The organism is Mannheimia haemolytica (genome assembly GCA_900638155.1).
In the GTDB taxonomy this organism is placed as follows: domain Bacteria; phylum Pseudomonadota; class Gammaproteobacteria; order Enterobacterales; family Pasteurellaceae; genus Mannheimia; species Mannheimia glucosida.
The window spans coordinates 644,041-660,781 of the sequence record LR134495.1 but is presented as its reverse complement, the minus strand read 5'-3'; the positions used below and the strand labels follow the sequence as shown (position 1 = coordinate 660,781).

Below are 16,741 nucleotides of genomic sequence, written 5' to 3'. Positions count from 1 at the left end.
TTTGTCCTCTTATATCTTTCCCTCAAAATATGATCTTAGTCAAAAAATACTGACTTTTAATCCTCAATAAAGTTAAATATAATTGACTTTAAAATTTACTCATTCTTATAATTCACAAAAATTGGAGTAAAAGTTATGCCAGATAAATTAGAGTATCTTCATGATTTAGACAAAGAAATTATGCTGTCTTATTTCTCATTAAGTGAAGCAATAGCAGGGTTATTAGGAGAATTCTGTGAGGTGGTTATTCATTCATTGAATGCCTATGAAAAATCCGTTATTAAAATCATTAACGGACATCATACTAACCGAAAAATAGGTTCGCCTATTACAGATAAAGGATTACAGTTACTAAAATGTTACCAAAAAGATCAATCTAATACTGAGCTGGTTTACTTTTCACGGTTAAATAACGGTAACTTAGTTAAGTCTACCACGCATATTATTATCGGGCATGAGGGCAAACCTATCGGATTATTTTGTATTAATTTAAATTTATCGACACCATTAGATAAAACCGTTAGCTCTTTTATGAATTACGATCCTATTCCGCCTCATTATAAAAGTGAAAACTTTATTACTCACCCAAAAGAACTTATTGAAGAAACCTTTCTAAAAGCAGTTACTCACATTGAGCAACACACTACCAAACATTCAAAACTCTATAAGAAATCCATTATCTTCTATTTGTTTGAAAATGGCATCTTTGAGCTAAAAGAGGCAGTACCTATTGTGGCAGAAAAACTCTCCCTAACCAGCCACGCAATTTATAAACATTTAAGAGAATTCAAAAATAACACTTAATTATACTGTTACGATTTAAGGAGACTCTATGGATACTCAAAAACTCTCGCCTGCCGAATTTAAACAAGCAACAAAATTTGATTCTACCGACTTCGGCTGGATCATTATGAGTATTGGTATGGCTATCGGGGCAGGCATCGTCTTTTTACCGGTACAAGTAGGACTTATGGGCATGTGGGTTTTTCTACTTTCTTCTATTATCGGATACCCGGCGATGTACCTTTTTCAGCGTTTGTTTATTAACACTTTAGCAGAATCTCCGGAATGTAAAGATTACCCCACCGTTATTAGTGGCTACCTGGGCAAAAACTGGGGAATCTTTTTAGGGGTGCTTTATTTTATTATGTTAGTGATTTGGATGTTTGTTTATTCTACCGCAATTACAAACGATAGTGCCTCCTATCTCCTTACTTTCGGCATTACCGATACACTACTCTCTGATAATCCATTTTATGGCTTAGTGCTAATCTGTATATTAGTTGCCTTATCTTCTCGAGGCGAAAAGCTACTGTTTAAAATATCTACATTTATGGTATTAACCAAGCTATTTGTCGTTGCCGCCTTAGGGCTTGCAATGATTGGAATGTGGCAGCTCCATAATATCGGTGCAATGCCCCCTTTTGGCAAACTTATAAAAGATGCCATCATTACCCTTCCTTTCACCCTAACCTCTATACTCTTCTTGCAAACTCTCAGCCCAATGGTAATTTCTTACCGTGCTAAAGAACAGTCTCGTGAAGTTGCGCGCTATAAAGCCCTACGAGCGATGAATATTGCATTTGCTATCTTATTTATTACCGTTTTCTTTTATGCTGTCTCTTTTACACTTGCAATGGGGAGAGAAGAAGCGCTCAAAGCATACGAGCAAAATGTTTCCGCATTAGCAATTGCAGCCCAATTTTTCCCCGGTAGTTGGGCAACCTATGTAGGTGTTGCATTAAATATTTTTGCCGTTATGACAGCCTTTTTCGGGGTATATTTAGGTTTTAGAGAAGCCACTCAAGGCATTGTGATGAACCTATTATTAAGAAAATTCCCGGCTGAAAAAATCAATCCTAATTATGTGCAGAAAGGGATTATGTTATTTTCCATTCTGCTGGCTTGGAGTGCGATTGTATTAAATGCACCGGTTTTAAGCTTTACCTCAATCTGTAGTCCTATTTTTGGCTTAGTTGGGTGCTTGATTCCGGCCTATTTAGTCTATAAAGTGCCTGCATTATTCAAATATAAAGGGCTAGCACTCAATATTATTATCATTACCGGCATTTTATTATGTATTTCTCCATTCCTCACATTTTTAGAGTAATAAGGTTTTATCTATGAATATTCACTGCGAAAAATTAGTACAATCCATTTTACATGCAGTCAACCATGAAGTTGTCCCTGCATTAGGCTGTACAGAACCTATTTCTCTCGCCCTTGCATCCGCCATTGCACGCCAATATTTAGGTCATTTACCAGAACGTATTGAGGCAAAAGTTTCCCCTAACTTGATGAAAAATGGGATGGGAGTAACAGTACCGGGAACAGCAACCGTCGGATTGCCTATGGCGGCAGCTATTGGGGCAATCGGAGGGGAACCTGATGGTGGATTAGAAGTATTAAAAAATATTACGCCAGAACAGGTTAAACAGGCTAAAGCGATGTTAAATACCGATAAAGTGTCTGTCTCTATTTTTGAAACAGAACATATTCTATATTCTGAAGCAACATTATTTCACCAAGCGAATCGAGTATGTGTTCGTATTGCTGAACACCATACCAATGTCATTTACATTGAAAAAAACGGGCAAACTATTTTAAGCAAACCTTGTGCCGTCAATAACGATAATACTACTGAGATCTTTGCTTCACTTTCGGCAAAAGATATATTTAATTTTTCTATGCAAATCGAATTGGAAAAAATTCGCTTTATTGAGCAAGCAGCACAATTAAATTCCGCACTCTCACAAGAAGGATTACGTGCCGATTATGGGCTACATATCGGAAGGACATTGCAAAAACAGATTGGTCTAGGTCTAATCAGTGATGATTTGCTTAATCGCATTGTTATAGAAACCACCTCTGCCTCTGATGCTAGAATGGGTGGTGCAAGTTTACCTGCTATGAGCAACTCCGGTTCGGGTAATCAAGGAATTACAGCAACTATGCCGGTTGTTGTCGTTGCCCGCCATTTAAATGTCACTGATGAGCAACGCATTAGAGCACTCTTTTTATCACACCTCATGGCAATTTATATTCACAGCAAGTTACCGAAATTATCTGCACTCTGTGCCGTAACAACCGCGGCTATGGGAAGCTGTGCCGGCATAGCGTGGCTGCTCACAGGGAAATTTGAGAATATCAGTATGGCAATTAGTAGTATGATCGGCGATATTAGCGGTATTATCTGTGATGGTGCTTCAAACAGTTGTGCGATGAAAGTCTCCACCAGCGTAACATCAAGCTATAAATCCATTCTGATGTCTATGGATAATAGCCAAGTAACAGGCAACGAAGGAATTGTCGAACACGATATTGATCGTTCAATTAATAACTTATGCAGCATTGCCTCTCGTAGTATGCAATACACAGACCGCCAAGTCATCGAGATTATGGTGAATAAACCAAAACTTAAATAATCCCGCCTTTGGTAAAATTTCAAGCAAAAAAGACCGCTTGCAGATCACAATTACTGCAAGCGGTCTATTTTCATTAAAATTTTGCAATTATTGCAAACTTATTGTTATTGCAACAGCGAAATATCCGCCACTTGCAGGAACAAGCCTTGTAGCGTGCTTAAAATGGCGAGGCGGTTTTGACGCAGTTTTTGGTCTTCTGCATTTACCATTACTCCGTCAAAGAACGCATCAACCGGTTGGCGGAGGTTCGCTAATTTATCCAGCACGGCGGTGTAGTCGCCCTGTGCAATCAGCGGTTGCACTTCCGCTTTCAAGGCAATCACCGCTTCGGCTAAGGCTTTTTCTGCCGGTTCGACACAAGCGGTTAAATCGATCTCACCAATTGCAATATCGGCTTTAGCAAGAATGTTGCTCACCCGTTTATTCGCTGCGGCTAAGGCTTCGGCGCTATCAAGGGTGCGGAAGTGCGACACGGCACGCACACGGGCATCGAAGTCGGCAGGCTTGGTCGGACGGCGTGCGAGAACGGCTTGGATAACGTCCACCGCAATGCCTTCACTTTCATACCACGCACGGAAACGACCGAGCATAAAGTCCACCACGTCCTCAACCACGTTTTTGTTGGTCAGTTTGTCACCAAAAAGTGCGGTCGATTTTGCCACGATTTCAGCCAGATCAAGCGGTAAATTTTTCTCCACAATAATCCGCAGTGAGCCAAGTGCCGCACGGCGTAGAGCAAACGGGTCGGCACTGCCTTTCGGCGCTTGACCGATACCGAAAATCCCTGTGAGCGTGTCAAATTTGTCCGCCAACGCCACTGAGCAAGCCACCAATGAATTTGGCAAGTTATCGCCAGCAAAACGTGGCATATACTGCTCGTTCAACGCCACCGCTACTTCTTCATCTTCCCCATCGTGGCGGGCATAGTGCATCCCCATCACGCCTTGGGTGTCGGTAAATTCAAACACCATATTGGTCATCAGGTCACATTTAGAAAGCAAGCCCGCCCGTTTCGCTTTGGTTTCATCTGCCCCAATTTGTTTCGCAATTTCACCTGCCAAGGCTTCAATGCGAGCGGTTTTGTCACGCAATGTGCCAAGCTGTTGTTGGAACAACACGGTTTCAAGGCGTGGCAGTTGGTCTTCCAGTTTCTGTTTTAAGTCGGTTTTGAAGAAGAACTCCGCATCAGTCAAACGAGGGCGAACCACTTTTTCGTTACCCTCGATGATTTTGCTCGGATCTTCCGGATTGATGTTCGACACAAAAATAAAGTGCGGTAACAATTTGCCGTCTTTGTTGTAAATCGGGAAGTATTTTTGGTCGCCTTTCATGGTGTAAACCAAGGCTTCCGCAGGCACGGCTAAGAAACGCTCTTCAAATTTGGCGGTAAGTACGTTTGGATACTCGACAAGTGAAGTCACTTCATCAAGTAAATCTTCTTCAATATCCGCCACACCGCCCAAAGCGGTTGCTTTTTCTTGGGATTTTGCAAGGATCAATGCTTTACGCTCGTTGAAATCCGCCACCACAGAACCACGATCTTTCAGCAATTGTGGATATTGATCGGCGTTCTCAATGGTAAATTCACGTTCACCTAAGAAACGGTGACCACGAATGGTACGACCGCTTTTCACACCTAAGATCTCACCTTCGATCAGATCCGCCCCGAATAAAAGTGTCACTGTATGCACAGGACGAACAAACTGCTCGCTCTTATCGCCCCAACGCATTGTTTTTGGAATCGGCAAGTTCGCCAGCGATTTGGCGATAATATCGACCAGCAAGTTTTTGGTCGGCTGACCTTCAATCACCGCACGATGCACCAACCATTCGCCTTTGTCGGTCGCAATGCGCTCGGCTTGCTCCACCGTGATACCACAGCCTCTCGCCCAGCCTTCCGCCGCTTTGGTCGGCTTGCCTTCGGCATCAAACGCTGCCGACACCGCCGGCCCTCGTTTTTCAACCTCTTTACTCGGCTGGCTTTCCGCAAGGCTCAACACCTTCACCGCCAAACGGCGAGGGGCCGCAAACCATTCGACTTTCTCAAACGCCAAACCCGCTTGGTTTAATTCGTTTTCTACATTCTCCGCAAATGCGGTCGCTAATTTTTTGAGTGCCTTCGGTGGCAGCTCTTCTGTGCCGATCTCGGCAAGGAAGTTTTGTGTTGTCATTTTATTCTCTTTTATTTCAATTTATTCATTAGGAATAGACCAATCAGAAACTAATTCAAATTGATCACTATTGGGTGTTTTTTCAAATACAGATCCTATTGGGCTATATAACATATCTCCATCAATTTCAGGTTGGAAATTAGCTAAACGAGTAAGGCTGTAAATAGAAAAGTTTTCGGGATTATTTGTATATTCATCATCTTCATATCCTGAAAATAATCTCCAACCGCTATCAGGATAATCAGAACTTGGCTCTTCTCTGTATAAAAATCTAATTGGTAATTTTTCGTCAGAAATTTTATGGGATACTACCGCTAACCCATATGGAACATCTTTAACTAATAAGTCATCTTCTGCTATATTAAAAGCATCTTTATTAAGTAAAATTTCAGTCATAAATTATTTCCTTTATGCCAAATGTAAATGTTTCGAGATCTTATTGTATACATCAAGGGCATTACAACCTCTCACTCCGTTTTCACTTCTGCCAAATCTCCCCTAGCCCCTCTTTGCTAAAGAGGGGAACTAGATTGCCGTAAATTTGTAATTAATCTTTCTTCATCAAGTGCGAGAATAGTCTGATGAACTATAAATCTACTTCGATAGATCACCCCTCTTTAGCAAAGAGGGGAGGGGGAGATTTGGCAGACTAAATTCACGGAGAAAATACCCTATTCCCTCACAGATTGAATATGCAACCAAATCGTTTCCATCACACTTTCAATCTCTGTCATCACTTGGTAATTATCAAATCGAAGAACGGTTAAACTAAGTGATGCCAATTCCGCATCTCGGATTTTATCATTTGCCCGATGTTCAGGCTCATAATGTTGCCCGCCGTCTAATTCAACCACTAATTTCGCTTTCGGACAGTAGAAATCGACAATATAGCTTAACAACGGTTTCTGCCGATAAAAACGAACACCCAGTTGATCGCCCCGAATACGATACCAAAGCCGTCTCTCCGCCTCAGTTTGTGCCGTTCACAATTTCTGCGAGTTCGATTTTAGCGATTTGACATAAGGTTTCATTTTGCAACATTTCCGCTGATTTTAACCGCTTGCTATTTTAGTAAAAATCGCTCTTTCGCCCTTTCCACCGCCAAATGCAACCGTTGTTCTAATACAGCTTTACTCGGCAACACGGTCATATATTCTGCAATATGAATATCAGAATTTTTCAAATCTAGTAGTTCCACTTGTTCCTGTTTTTTGCCGGTGCAGAGAATAATTCCAAGCGGTGGATTTTCGTCTGCTTCTTGCTCGTGTTTCGCCAGCCACGCCAAATAGAGTTCCATTTGACTTTTGTGGGAATATTTGAAGCTTTCGGTTTTCAGCTCAATCGCAATCAGGCGTTTGAGTTTACGATTGTAAAACAGCAGATCGATATAGAAATCATCATTATCAATCTGAATCCGTTTTTGGCGTGCGACAAAGGTAAAACCCGCCCCAAGTTCCAGTAAAAACTGTTCGATCTCTCGTAAAATCGCATCTTCGAGATCACGCTCCATATAACGGTCATTAAGGTCGAGAAAATCCAAAATATACGGATCTTTCAACACCATTGACTGATTATATTCGCCTTTTTCGCGTAGCAAACTCAATTCAGCGCTAACGGTTTCATCGGGCTTTTTGGAAATTGCCGTGCGTTCAAACAGCAGTGAACTAATGCGATCATCAAGGGTTCGTACAGACCAACGTTCCTGTGCAGCCATTGTGGCATAGAACTCTCGCTTGATTGGTTCATCAATCGCAATAATTAGTTTAAAATGCGACCAACTCAATTGTGCACACAGTGTATGCACAATTTCCAAATTAGGGAAAGTTGCAGCAAATTGCATCGTATAATTTAAATGGCGTTTACTCCAGCCTTTACCAAATTGCTCTGTCAGACTTTGAGCAAGATTTTTCACTACTTCTTGCCCATATTCCGCACGCTCACCCTGCAAAATATAGTCATTGATCCGTTTGCCGATATGCCAATAAAGCAAGGTTAATTCTGCATTGACCGCAACGGTCATTCGTTGCTTACTCGATTGAATTAGCTGTGAAATTTCATTCACAAATTCAGCCGAATTCTCTGCTATTACTGTCTTCATTATTGGCTCCTTTGCAAAATTTCCGCTAAATTCAACCGCTTGTTAGCCGAAAATGCCCTCTAATTCAGCCAAATCCAGCACGACTTTTTCGCCTTCGATCAGCAATGCCGGAATGCCGATATATCCGTTGGCTTTGGCGTGGTTAAAGGCGGAATGGCGGTCACGCAGGCGGAGAAAAGGTTTGAAATTTGCACCGCTCTTTGTGATGTCGCACGGTTCATATTCAATGCCTAGGCGGTCTAGTTCTGCCACAAATGGGGCGGTATCCGGACACCAGTGGGCGAAGTATAAAATCGGTTTCATTGTCATTATCCATATCCGTAGGGGCGAAAAATTTTTCGCCCCTACATTTCATTAGGCAATTTTATTTTTTACATCCCGGGAACCCTAAGGCTTCACGGCTGGCATAGTACGCTTCGGCAACGCCTTTGGTTAAGGCACGAATGCGTAGAATGTAGCGTTGGCGTTCAGTTACCGAGATCGCTTTACGAGCATCTAATAAGTTAAAGCTGTGTGCCGCTTTTAAAATACGTTCGTAAGCCGGCAGTGGTAACGGTTTTTCTAGGCCTAACAGGTATTGGGCTTCTTTTTCGTACTGCTCGAAGCATTGGAACAGGAAGTCCACATCGGCGTATTCAAAGTTGTAGGTGGATTGCTCCACTTCATTTTGGTGGAATACATCTCCGTAGGTAGTTTTGCCGAGTTCGCCGTCAGACCACACGAGGTCGTACACAGAGTCCACGCCTTGAATGTACATTGCCAAACGCTCTAAGCCGTAGGTGATTTCGCCTGTCACCGGTTTACATTCCAAGCCGCCGACTTGTTGGAAGTAGGTAAATTGGGTCACTTCCATTCCGTTCAGCCACACTTCCCAACCTAAGCCCCACGCCCCAAGAGTTGGGTTTTCCCAGTTGTCTTCCACAAAACGAATGTCGTTTTGGGTTGGGTCGAAGCCGAGCATTTTCAGGCTGTCGAGGTAAAGTTCTTGAATGTTGTCCGGCGAAGGTTTAATCACCACTTGGAACTGGTAGTAGTGCTGTAAACGGTTCGGATTTTCGCCGTAGCGACCGTCTGTCGGGCGGCGGGACGGCTGCACATAGGCAAATGCCATCGGCTCAGGGCCAAGCGCACGCAAACAAGTCATCGGGTGCGAAGTACCCGCCCCCACTTCCATATCGAAAGGTTGAACCACAGTACAGCCTTTGCTTGCCCAGTAGTCTTGCAGGGCTAAAATCATTCCTTGAAAGGTTTTTACGTTGAATTTTGTACTCATTTTATTTTCTCTTGAATTTGAAAAATGGTCGAAAAATACTGGTTATTATAGCTTGTAAGCGGTCATTTTTTGGGATTTTTTTGCAAAAAATTAAGAAATCGACATAAAATCAGTTTTATGATGTAAATCAACGCTTTTTTGATCAATTTGTGTAACATATAACCTAATTTCTCATCTAATTTGTGGGGTTTATGATGAAATCATTATCAAAAATCGCTTTCTGTTTCTTGGCATTCAGCACGCCAATATTTTGTTTTGCCGGTTCAAACAGTTACACCACGGAAACAATCCCTTTATTTGCCGATGAAAATTTGACACAGAAAATCGGGCAGCTAGAAGCCGGAGCAGAAATTAAATTGGTGCAAACAACCGCAAAAGCCGCTGAAATTGAGCTGAATTTATGGCGAAAAAGCAAAGGTTTCGGGCGGATTTGGTATCATTCTTTCAGTAAAAATATTACCGATGCTGTATTTGAGAAATCCTTTATCAGCAATAATCCACCGTTAGCTATTGTGGAGAGCAAAGAAGATCCGAACACCGGCTTGGTATGGCAAAAAGTGAAAATGAACGTGTGGGTGGAAAATGCCGAATTTACCCAAGATCTCACTAACTTTTGGGCGAACACCGAAAATACTTATAAAACAGAATGCAGCGTGTGCCATAAACAACGTGATCCTAAAATGCACGATGCAAACGAATGGATTGCAGTATTTAACGGAATGGTCGGCTTTACCGATATGGACGAAGCTACCCAGAAAAAGGTTCTTCGCTACTTGCAGATGAATGCGGCATCCAGTTCTCAATAAAATAGAAAACGATCTCACAAGCGGTCTGTTTTATAGTTGCAAAATAACCATAAAATATGCCCGCTTGCCTTCGTTGAAATATACTATCCCCTATTAATAATAGAGAAAATTTGATGATTTTCCGTGCTATCCAGTAAACGCACTATGCCTGTTGCGACAGATTTACGGCTAACATACATTTTCCGTTCTTTAGGTAAATCACGCACAATCTGATACTCATCATTTACTTCATCATTATTTAACCCACTGGGTCGAATAATCAGCCAATTTAATGCTGTTTGCTGTAAATAAGCTTCAGCTTCCGCCTTGGCTTTTAGTGCTTCACCTAAAGCCTGCTGTGCTAATGGGCTAATTAAATCCCATTGTTCTGCACACCCAACACTAGTAACTAAAACTACTTTCGTAGTTGGTGAATATTTTTCAACTGCTTTTATCAAATTAATATTTGCTGTTTTGTCGCTACGAATACCTTGTTCATTTTTTCCTCCTACTACCGTAATCAAGATTTCCGGTTGTGTTTTTTGTAACAAGGCGTTACAGGATTCCAAATCTAATAAATCTGCTATTTCTACTGCTATATTTCGTTCGCTGAAAAACGTATCCATAGCATCTTTTCGTAAGACGGCTATCGTTTTCTCCCTAGGTAATTTGTCACAGATTGCTCGTCCCAACAACCCATTTGCCCCACAAACCAAAATCATGACTGGCATCCTCCAATTAATTGCCGCATGGCTTGAATCTGATTTTCTCGTAATTGACCTTGTTCATCACGCCCAACAAAAATCTTAAACATCGCCTCACCACTTTGATTGATAAAAGTTAACGCCACTGTTCTTTTTCCCATAAATGGGCGATCAAGTAAGTAAATAGCAGCACAATTCTCATAGCGTAAATGGCCGTGAATTCCTCCATCTACACCATGTTCAAAATTATAAAAACCTCGCCCAATTTTACCTTGTGGCAATTTAGCAGTTACCTCTGCAATCGCATCAGGCGTATGAATAATAAAAGTCACAGCTTCATTCCAACCAGCAATTGCCTGCATAATTTCCACAAAACGCTCACCACCTGTTTGCATTACCATTTCTTTGGGCAGACAGTTAATTACCGATTCCAAGCTACATTGATTCATTCCTGCCAGCATTTCTAAAATTTGCCCTGGGTTTTCTTTTAAATTTGTCCGTAACTTATTTTCTAATTCTTTAGTTAATGGCGTTATCATATTGTTATCCTTACTAGATTGAGGAAGTGTTAACATTAGTTTACGAATTAATGTCGGTGACCAGTAACGACCACTGGTATTGAGATATACTTGATTTTTTTCACGCTTCAGTAAATCAAGCGCTTCCCATTGTTGCAATAATTTTTCAGCTTTCGCATTTTGTTCAAAAGGCGTTGTATCTAAGTAACCCAATTCCATGCTATGTTGTATCACACCAAGCAGTGCTTTATGTTCACCATGTTTACTCAAAAAAGAAAGGCTTTTCTGATCAAGAGGCGCATCTAAGTAGGTCTTTAAATCAGATTGTACTTGGTAACTCAGCCCACCAAAATTTCCCCCCGCACCGGAGCCAAATGCCAAACAAGGCATATTCGATTTAACCAAAGTATTATAGCGATTGCGTTCACCTCGATTTGGAAAAGCAAAGTGGTTATTGCTCACTTGCTGCCAACCTTGTGCTTTTAACTTCTCTACTGCATAAGCATAGTGTAAGCTTTGGGTGTCAAACCCTGCGGGCGCAGGTAATTTTCCATGTTCAATTAAGCGATTAATAGGCAGGAAAGGATAATTATTAAAGGCGTAAATATCTAAGCCTGAGATCGGTAAACTAGTCGCAATTTCAATATCGTTTTGCCAGATATCATCTGTTTGGTTTGGCAAGCCAAAAATTAAATCAGCAACAATCACAGCATTTAATTCCGATAAGGCTTTTAAATAAGTTTGAGCCTCTTCGCCACTATGTTTGCGCCCTAAACGTTTGCGAATTTCGGAGTTAAAAGTCTGAATACCAATAGAAATACGGTTCACGCCTGCTTCAATACAAGCCTTAGCCTTATCTATATCAAAATGGCTAATTCTACCCTCAATAGTAAATTCACAGTCTTCAGCGAGTGGCAAATAACGATAACAAGCTCGAATCAATCGTACTAAATCTTCTGTATGTAACGCTGTTGGCGTTCCTCCACCAAAATAAACGGCATGAATCTTACCTTGTCCTCGCCATAGTGAAGATTCATATCGAAGTTCACTAATCACACGATCAGTATAAATCTGGCTATAATTTTCCTTCCAAGCATTGCGATAAAAACCACAAAAAATACAATGACTAGCGCAAAACGGAATATGGAAATAAGCTAAACCATCCTGTAATAACGCATTTGGTGCTTGTTCCAGCCAGAAAGATTGCCATTGATTGCGTTCAATATTTTTCCCACCCCAAATAGGCATAAGTGCTTGTCGTTCTGGGAAAGCATTTGGAGAGGCTTGTTGAGATGTCCAGTGTGTATCTTTTATAATCATTATCGAAACAAAATAGTGCTATAAACAAGGTCATATTTATAACAAAATTAAGTTATGAATGACTTGATTAAAATCAAATAATAATTATTTTCAATTAATGATTGAGTTATGCTTACTATAGTAAATAGCCTCTCCTAAAATGAATATATCTGTGGTTTATTGCTGTAATTCCACAATACAAGTCACTTGACTGGAATCTAACCCTTTAATTCGCCACGGTGCATTAAAAAACTGCTTAATGTTGGCATTTTTAGGGAGTTCCGCTAAGTGCATATCTTCAATCACAGTGGTAAACCTGCCGGTATAGTAGCCTAAAATTGCTCGATGGCAATTTTTAGGGTTTTCCGCATCAGGCACTCGGGAAGAAGGAGATCCTAGTGCCAAGAAATCAATGCCTACTCCTTTCAAATTCGGGAAAGTATCAGATAAATACTGCCCTGCACTGGTTGAAATATAGGGGCATTCATTTTGATAAATAGCAGGGTTCTCGGTTCTATATTTTTCAAACCCCGTTCGCAAAAAGGCAAAAGACACCTTTGAGAGAATATCTGCATAAGGCAATAAATCATCTTTGGTGATCCCTTCTGCCTCTCCTTTGGGAATTTCAATTAAAGCGACCTCTTTATGGCAGAAATACTCTATCGGCAATTCATTGATACTTAAACCGTCTTTCACAAAGTGGCGAGGAGCATCCATATGTGTGCCGCAATGATTCGGTAGTTTCGTAATAAAACTGCTAAATGGCGTTTCTTCACCTACGTCTGTGCAGCGAGTCACCTCAACAACAGGTTCTCCCGGCCAAGCTAAATCTTTAGGATCTAACGGGTGAGACAAATACATAAACATAGTGAGCCTCCTTAGTGGCGTTTTTGCTGAAGTAACCACCCAATCACCTCAGGGCTGTTATACACAGCGTCCCAAGTATTATGAGGGTTATTATTGACAATGCCGTTGTCGCCGGCTTGTTCAAAAGTGAATTCGGTATATTTCACATTGGGGGCATTTAACTCATCTTTGAGAATGCGGTAGTTAATGCGAGAGCCTTTTACCGGCGAGACTTTGTCCTCTTTACTGTGGAAAAACCAAATCGGTATATGTTTAATTGCCGCCAAATTCGTTTTGGTGGCATTGCCGTCCACCCATTCGTTGGTATAGGCTTCACGACCGCTCATTAATAATGCTCCGGCAAAGAAATTCGGGCGAGCCAACAACAGATTTAAGCCCCCTTCTGCACCTCGAGATAAGCCATTGATATAAATGCGTGTGGTATCAATTTGAGGATTGGCTTTGAGGGTTTCATCAATCATTTTTAACACGAGATTGATACGGTTTTCCGTTTGCCAATGAATACCGCCTTTTTGCCCCTTGGCAGGATTATCAAATGGGTCAAACACTTGGTCGTATTGAGGAGCAAGCACAAAACTTGGGGCATAAGGCAGGGTAGCAATCGCCCCTTTACTGGAAAGCAGGTGAGCCAAATTATCCGATCCGACTTGCCCTGAGCCGTGTAGGAAAATGACAAGCGGATATTTTTCGCCATTTTTTTGCAAAGGCGAATAGAGGCGGTAGTTCAGCTTATTTTCAGATTTGTCTAAGCTCACTTGTTTTGCGACAAAATCATCGAGATAAGGGGTTTTGATTTTGTCGGGTTCAGCGGTTTGTGTCCATTCAGCCTTGCCTAGAGTTGTGCCGCTGGTTAATTTAAGCAAGCCTTTTTGTTCCACCGAATAGATTAGGCGATTTGCAAAAAACTCTGGAATTTTGACCGCTTGTACTTTCTCGGTTTCGACAATGTTGCCGTTTTCATCTTTGGATTTAAACTTCATCGGTGCTTTATTGGCATCTTTTACGCTATAAGTTGCCGCATTTTTATCTGCCGTATCCAATTCAATAATTACAAATTTACCGGCTTGCGGGAGTGCGGTCACTTTTGGCTCATTATTGACATAGGCTTTGAGTACCGAACGGTTTTCTTTCTCCGCACTATCTAATGCCGTTTTGACCTGATACAGTTGGCGAAGATCGCTGCCCGATAAGACATTATCAGGATATGCCAATGCCACGCCGTTAATTTTTTGACCTTGAGCGGTGATTTCGGCAAGCAGCGTGATATTTACTGATTTATTTTCCTGAATCATATCCTCTGCATAGAGGGAGTGAGAAAGTAATAGCGTAAATAAAAGTGTTTTTTCAGCATAGTTTTCTCCTAAAAAAATCCACCTCATAAGAGGCGGATTTTAAGCAGTAACAGAGTGATATTAAACGAATAACATCCAAATAATGCCAACAACGGCAAAGGCGATTACACCGAAAATAGTAGTTAAAAACGTCCAAGTTCTTAAGCCTACCGATACAGGAACATTGAAGAATTTAGTCCATACCCAGAAGAGTGAATCATTAACGTGGGATAAGGTCATTGAACCAGCTCCGATAGCACAAGTGAGCAATGCAAGCTGTAATTCAGTGTATCCCGCTGCTGCGGCTGCCGGAGCTAAAATCGTTGTAGTAGTAATGGTTGCAACTGTTGCCGAGCCTTGTGCGGCACGCAGTAAAGCAGACAGAATGAAAGCCAGAACCAGTAATGGTAAACCTGTGTTGGCTAATACATCTGCCAATGCTTTACCTACGCCACTGGCATCTAACACTTTACCGAACATACCGCCGGCACCAGTGATTAAAATAATCCCGGCAATCGGTGCTAACGCAGAATCCAGCACTTCTTCTAATTTATGCTTAGTCCAACCGTATCTAAAGCCTAGTACATAAGCAGAAAGACAAACAGCCACAAATAAGGCAAACGGAGAGCTTCCTACCATACTGAACACTTCACGCACGATATGTTCTTTCGGCAAAGTTGTTGCCGTTACCGTACCTAACATAATCAGGATCAAAGGGAAAGAAATCATTGCCAATACTTTACCGAAAGAAGGTAATTCAATCCCTTTCTCTTTAATCAAATCTTTTTGGTGCTGTAAAAGATCGGTTGAAGTCACTACTTTTACAAAGTTATTTTTCGTAAAGAATGGAATAAACTTCTGACCGATTAAATATGCCGGCAGTGCTGCACCTAAACCAATTCCCAATACAAAGCCAATATCAGCGTTTAAGTTCTGTGCACCCGCCACAATTCCCGGGTGAGGCGGAAGCAAAACGTGAACCAATAACATAGAAAGCCCGATAGGTAGTGAGTAAACCAAAATATTTCCACCTAAACGTCTCGCCACACTAAAAATAATCGGGATCAATACGATAAAACCAACATCAACGAAAACCGGTATCCCGAAGATAAAGCCAGTCATACCCAATGCAAAGGGAGCATTTTTCTCACCAAAACGCTGTAACAACCAATTTGCTAATACGTCCGCACCGTGAGATTTTTCGATAATTTTCCCTAACATTGCTCCTAAACCAACGATCAGAGCAACACTTCCTAGAGTACTCCCCATCCCTGAAATCAAGGTTGGGATTACTTTATTCATTGGAATACCTGCAGTTAAGGCAACTGCGATACTTACTAATCCCAATGCTAAGAATGGGTGTACTTTACCTTTAATCATAATGACCAGAAGAGCAACTACGCTTGCTAATCCAATCAAAATTAACATTTCATTTGACATAAAGTTTCCTTCTAAATGTTGTATTCACGTATTTATCCGCTAATCATCGTGGTTATTTATACTGCTCAAACCAACCCAATCCCGCAGTGGTTTCCGCTCTCGGTTTGTATTCACAACCTACATAGCCTTCATACCCGATTTCATCGAGTTTGTTGAAGATATATTGGTAGTTAATTTCCCCTTCGTCCGGTTCGTGGCGATCCGGCACAGAGGCAATTTGAATGTGGGCAAATTTACCCTTGAGTTTGTCGGTTAGGCGAGATAAGTTGCCGTCCACATTCTGTGCGTGGAAGTAATCAAGTTGCACAAACACATTGTCTCGATTCACCGCTTCTACAATTTCCAGCGTATCAAACTGGCTTTTAAGCAAATAATTCGGTTTCACTTCCGGGCTTAGGGCTTCAAGCAAGACGTTAATGCCGTGCGGCTTGAATTTATCAGCGGCATATTGCACGTTTTTGATAAAGGTTTGTTTATAGGCTTCACGATCTTCACCTTGTGGTACTACCGCTGCCATAACGTGAACATTCTCACAACCTAAGGCGAGGGCATATTCCAACGCTAAATCAATATCACGATGGCTATCGGCTTCACGCCCCGGAATGGCGGAAACGCCCCATTCCCCTTGAGCAACATCGCCGGCTGCGGTATTGAATAACACCTGTTTTAAGCCATATTGCTCAAGTTTGGCTTTCAGTTCTGCTGCCGGATAATCGTAAGGCCATAAATACTCGACATATTTAAATCCGGCGTTGGCAGCCGCTTCAAAACGATCTAAAAACGGCACTTCGTTAAACATCATCGTAAGGTTTGCTGCAAATTTAGGCATT

General features: G+C 41.5%; 15 protein-coding genes and 1 pseudogene. 4 read left to right on the top strand and 12 right to left on the bottom strand.

Annotated features, from left to right (window positions below):
* The first annotated feature begins 135 nt into the window (after positions 1–135).
* The 3 genes from EL242_RS03430 to EL242_RS03420 are packed head-to-tail and all read left to right on the top strand — an operon-like array spanning position 136 to position 3,425.
* Complete coding sequence (locus EL242_RS03430; protein ID WP_006249978.1) at positions 136–804, top strand: transcriptional regulator; 669 nt, start codon at positions 136–138, stop codon at positions 802–804.
* Positions 805–832: 28 nt separating this feature from the next.
* Complete coding sequence (locus EL242_RS03425; RefSeq protein ID WP_126301511.1) at positions 833–2,110, top strand: amino acid permease; 1,278 nt, start codon at positions 833–835, stop codon at positions 2,108–2,110.
* Between the two features lie 13 nt (positions 2,111–2,123).
* Complete coding sequence (locus tag EL242_RS03420) at positions 2,124–3,425, top strand: serine dehydratase subunit alpha family protein (protein ID WP_126301510.1); 1,302 nt, start codon at positions 2,124–2,126, stop codon at positions 3,423–3,425.
* A 104-nt stretch (positions 3,426–3,529) separates the two neighbouring features.
* Here the strand turns inward: EL242_RS03420 and glyS are convergent, their stop codons facing one another.
* The 6 genes and pseudogenes from glyS to glyQ all read right to left on the bottom strand — a co-directional run bounded on the left by glyS (position 3,530) and on the right by glyQ (position 8,967).
* The gene (gene glyS / locus EL242_RS03415) at positions 3,530–5,596 is read right to left on the bottom strand and encodes a glycine--tRNA ligase subunit beta (protein WP_126301509.1); all 2,067 of its coding nucleotides are present in this window, start codon (positions 5,594–5,596) and stop codon (positions 3,530–3,532) included.
* A 21-nt stretch (positions 5,597–5,617) separates the two neighbouring features.
* Positions 5,618–5,992 (bottom strand): DUF2185 domain-containing protein, encoded by a 375-nt coding sequence (locus tag EL242_RS03410; protein ID WP_126301508.1) that lies wholly within the window; start codon positions 5,990–5,992, stop codon positions 5,618–5,620.
* A gap of 275 nt (positions 5,993–6,267) precedes the next feature.
* Positions 6,268–6,627 (bottom strand): annotated as a pseudogene (locus EL242_RS03405) (endonuclease domain-containing protein).
* Between the two features lie 32 nt (positions 6,628–6,659).
* Entirely contained in the window at positions 6,660–7,694 is a 1,035-nt protein-coding gene (locus EL242_RS03400; RefSeq protein WP_126301507.1) for a PDDEXK nuclease domain-containing protein, read from the bottom strand.
* Positions 7,695–7,736: 42 nt separating this feature from the next.
* Positions 7,737–7,997: a hypothetical protein gene (locus EL242_RS03395; RefSeq protein WP_172595342.1), complete on the bottom strand. Its 261-nt coding sequence runs from the start codon at positions 7,995–7,997 to the stop codon at positions 7,737–7,739.
* Positions 7,998–8,058: 61 nt separating this feature from the next.
* Positions 8,059–8,967 (bottom strand): glycine--tRNA ligase subunit alpha, encoded by a 909-nt coding sequence (glyQ, locus tag EL242_RS03390; RefSeq protein WP_126301505.1) that lies wholly within the window; start codon positions 8,965–8,967, stop codon positions 8,059–8,061.
* Positions 8,968–9,161: 194 nt separating this feature from the next.
* On the opposite strand from glyQ, the gene EL242_RS03385 reads away from it, so the two are divergent.
* Positions 9,162–9,773, top strand: coding sequence for a pentahemic C cytochrome (locus EL242_RS03385; protein WP_126302704.1), 612 nt, complete (start codon positions 9,162–9,164; stop codon positions 9,771–9,773).
* An 83-nt stretch (positions 9,774–9,856) separates the two neighbouring features.
* On the opposite strand, the gene EL242_RS03380 is transcribed toward EL242_RS03385, so the two are convergent.
* The 6 genes from EL242_RS03380 to otnI form a co-directional block, all read right to left on the bottom strand.
* Positions 9,857–10,474, bottom strand: coding sequence for an NAD(P)H-binding protein (locus EL242_RS03380; RefSeq protein WP_126301504.1), 618 nt, complete (start codon positions 10,472–10,474; stop codon positions 9,857–9,859).
* Entirely contained in the window at positions 10,471–12,294 is a 1,824-nt protein-coding gene (hutW, locus tag EL242_RS03375; protein ID WP_126301503.1) for a heme anaerobic degradation radical SAM methyltransferase ChuW/HutW, read from the bottom strand. The genes EL242_RS03380 and hutW overlap by 4 nt, the downstream gene beginning before the upstream one ends.
* A gap of 156 nt (positions 12,295–12,450) precedes the next feature.
* A complete protein-coding gene (locus EL242_RS03370; protein ID WP_126301502.1) occupies positions 12,451–13,140 on the bottom strand; it encodes a cyclase family protein in 690 nt (229 codons plus the stop codon).
* Between the two features lie 11 nt (positions 13,141–13,151).
* Complete coding sequence (locus EL242_RS03365; protein WP_232019687.1) at positions 13,152–14,432, bottom strand: alpha/beta hydrolase-fold protein; 1,281 nt, start codon at positions 14,430–14,432, stop codon at positions 13,152–13,154.
* 120 nt (positions 14,433–14,552) lie between these two features.
* Positions 14,553–15,911 carry a gluconate:H+ symporter gene (locus EL242_RS03360; RefSeq protein WP_126301500.1) on the bottom strand — a complete coding sequence of 453 codons (1,359 nt, stop codon included), beginning with the start codon at positions 15,909–15,911 and terminating at the stop codon, positions 14,553–14,555.
* 52 nt (positions 15,912–15,963) lie between these two features.
* Positions 15,964–16,740: a 2-oxo-tetronate isomerase gene (gene otnI, locus EL242_RS03355; RefSeq protein ID WP_126301499.1), complete on the bottom strand. Its 777-nt coding sequence runs from the start codon at positions 16,738–16,740 to the stop codon at positions 15,964–15,966.
* Between the last annotated feature and the right edge of the window lies 1 nt (position 16,741).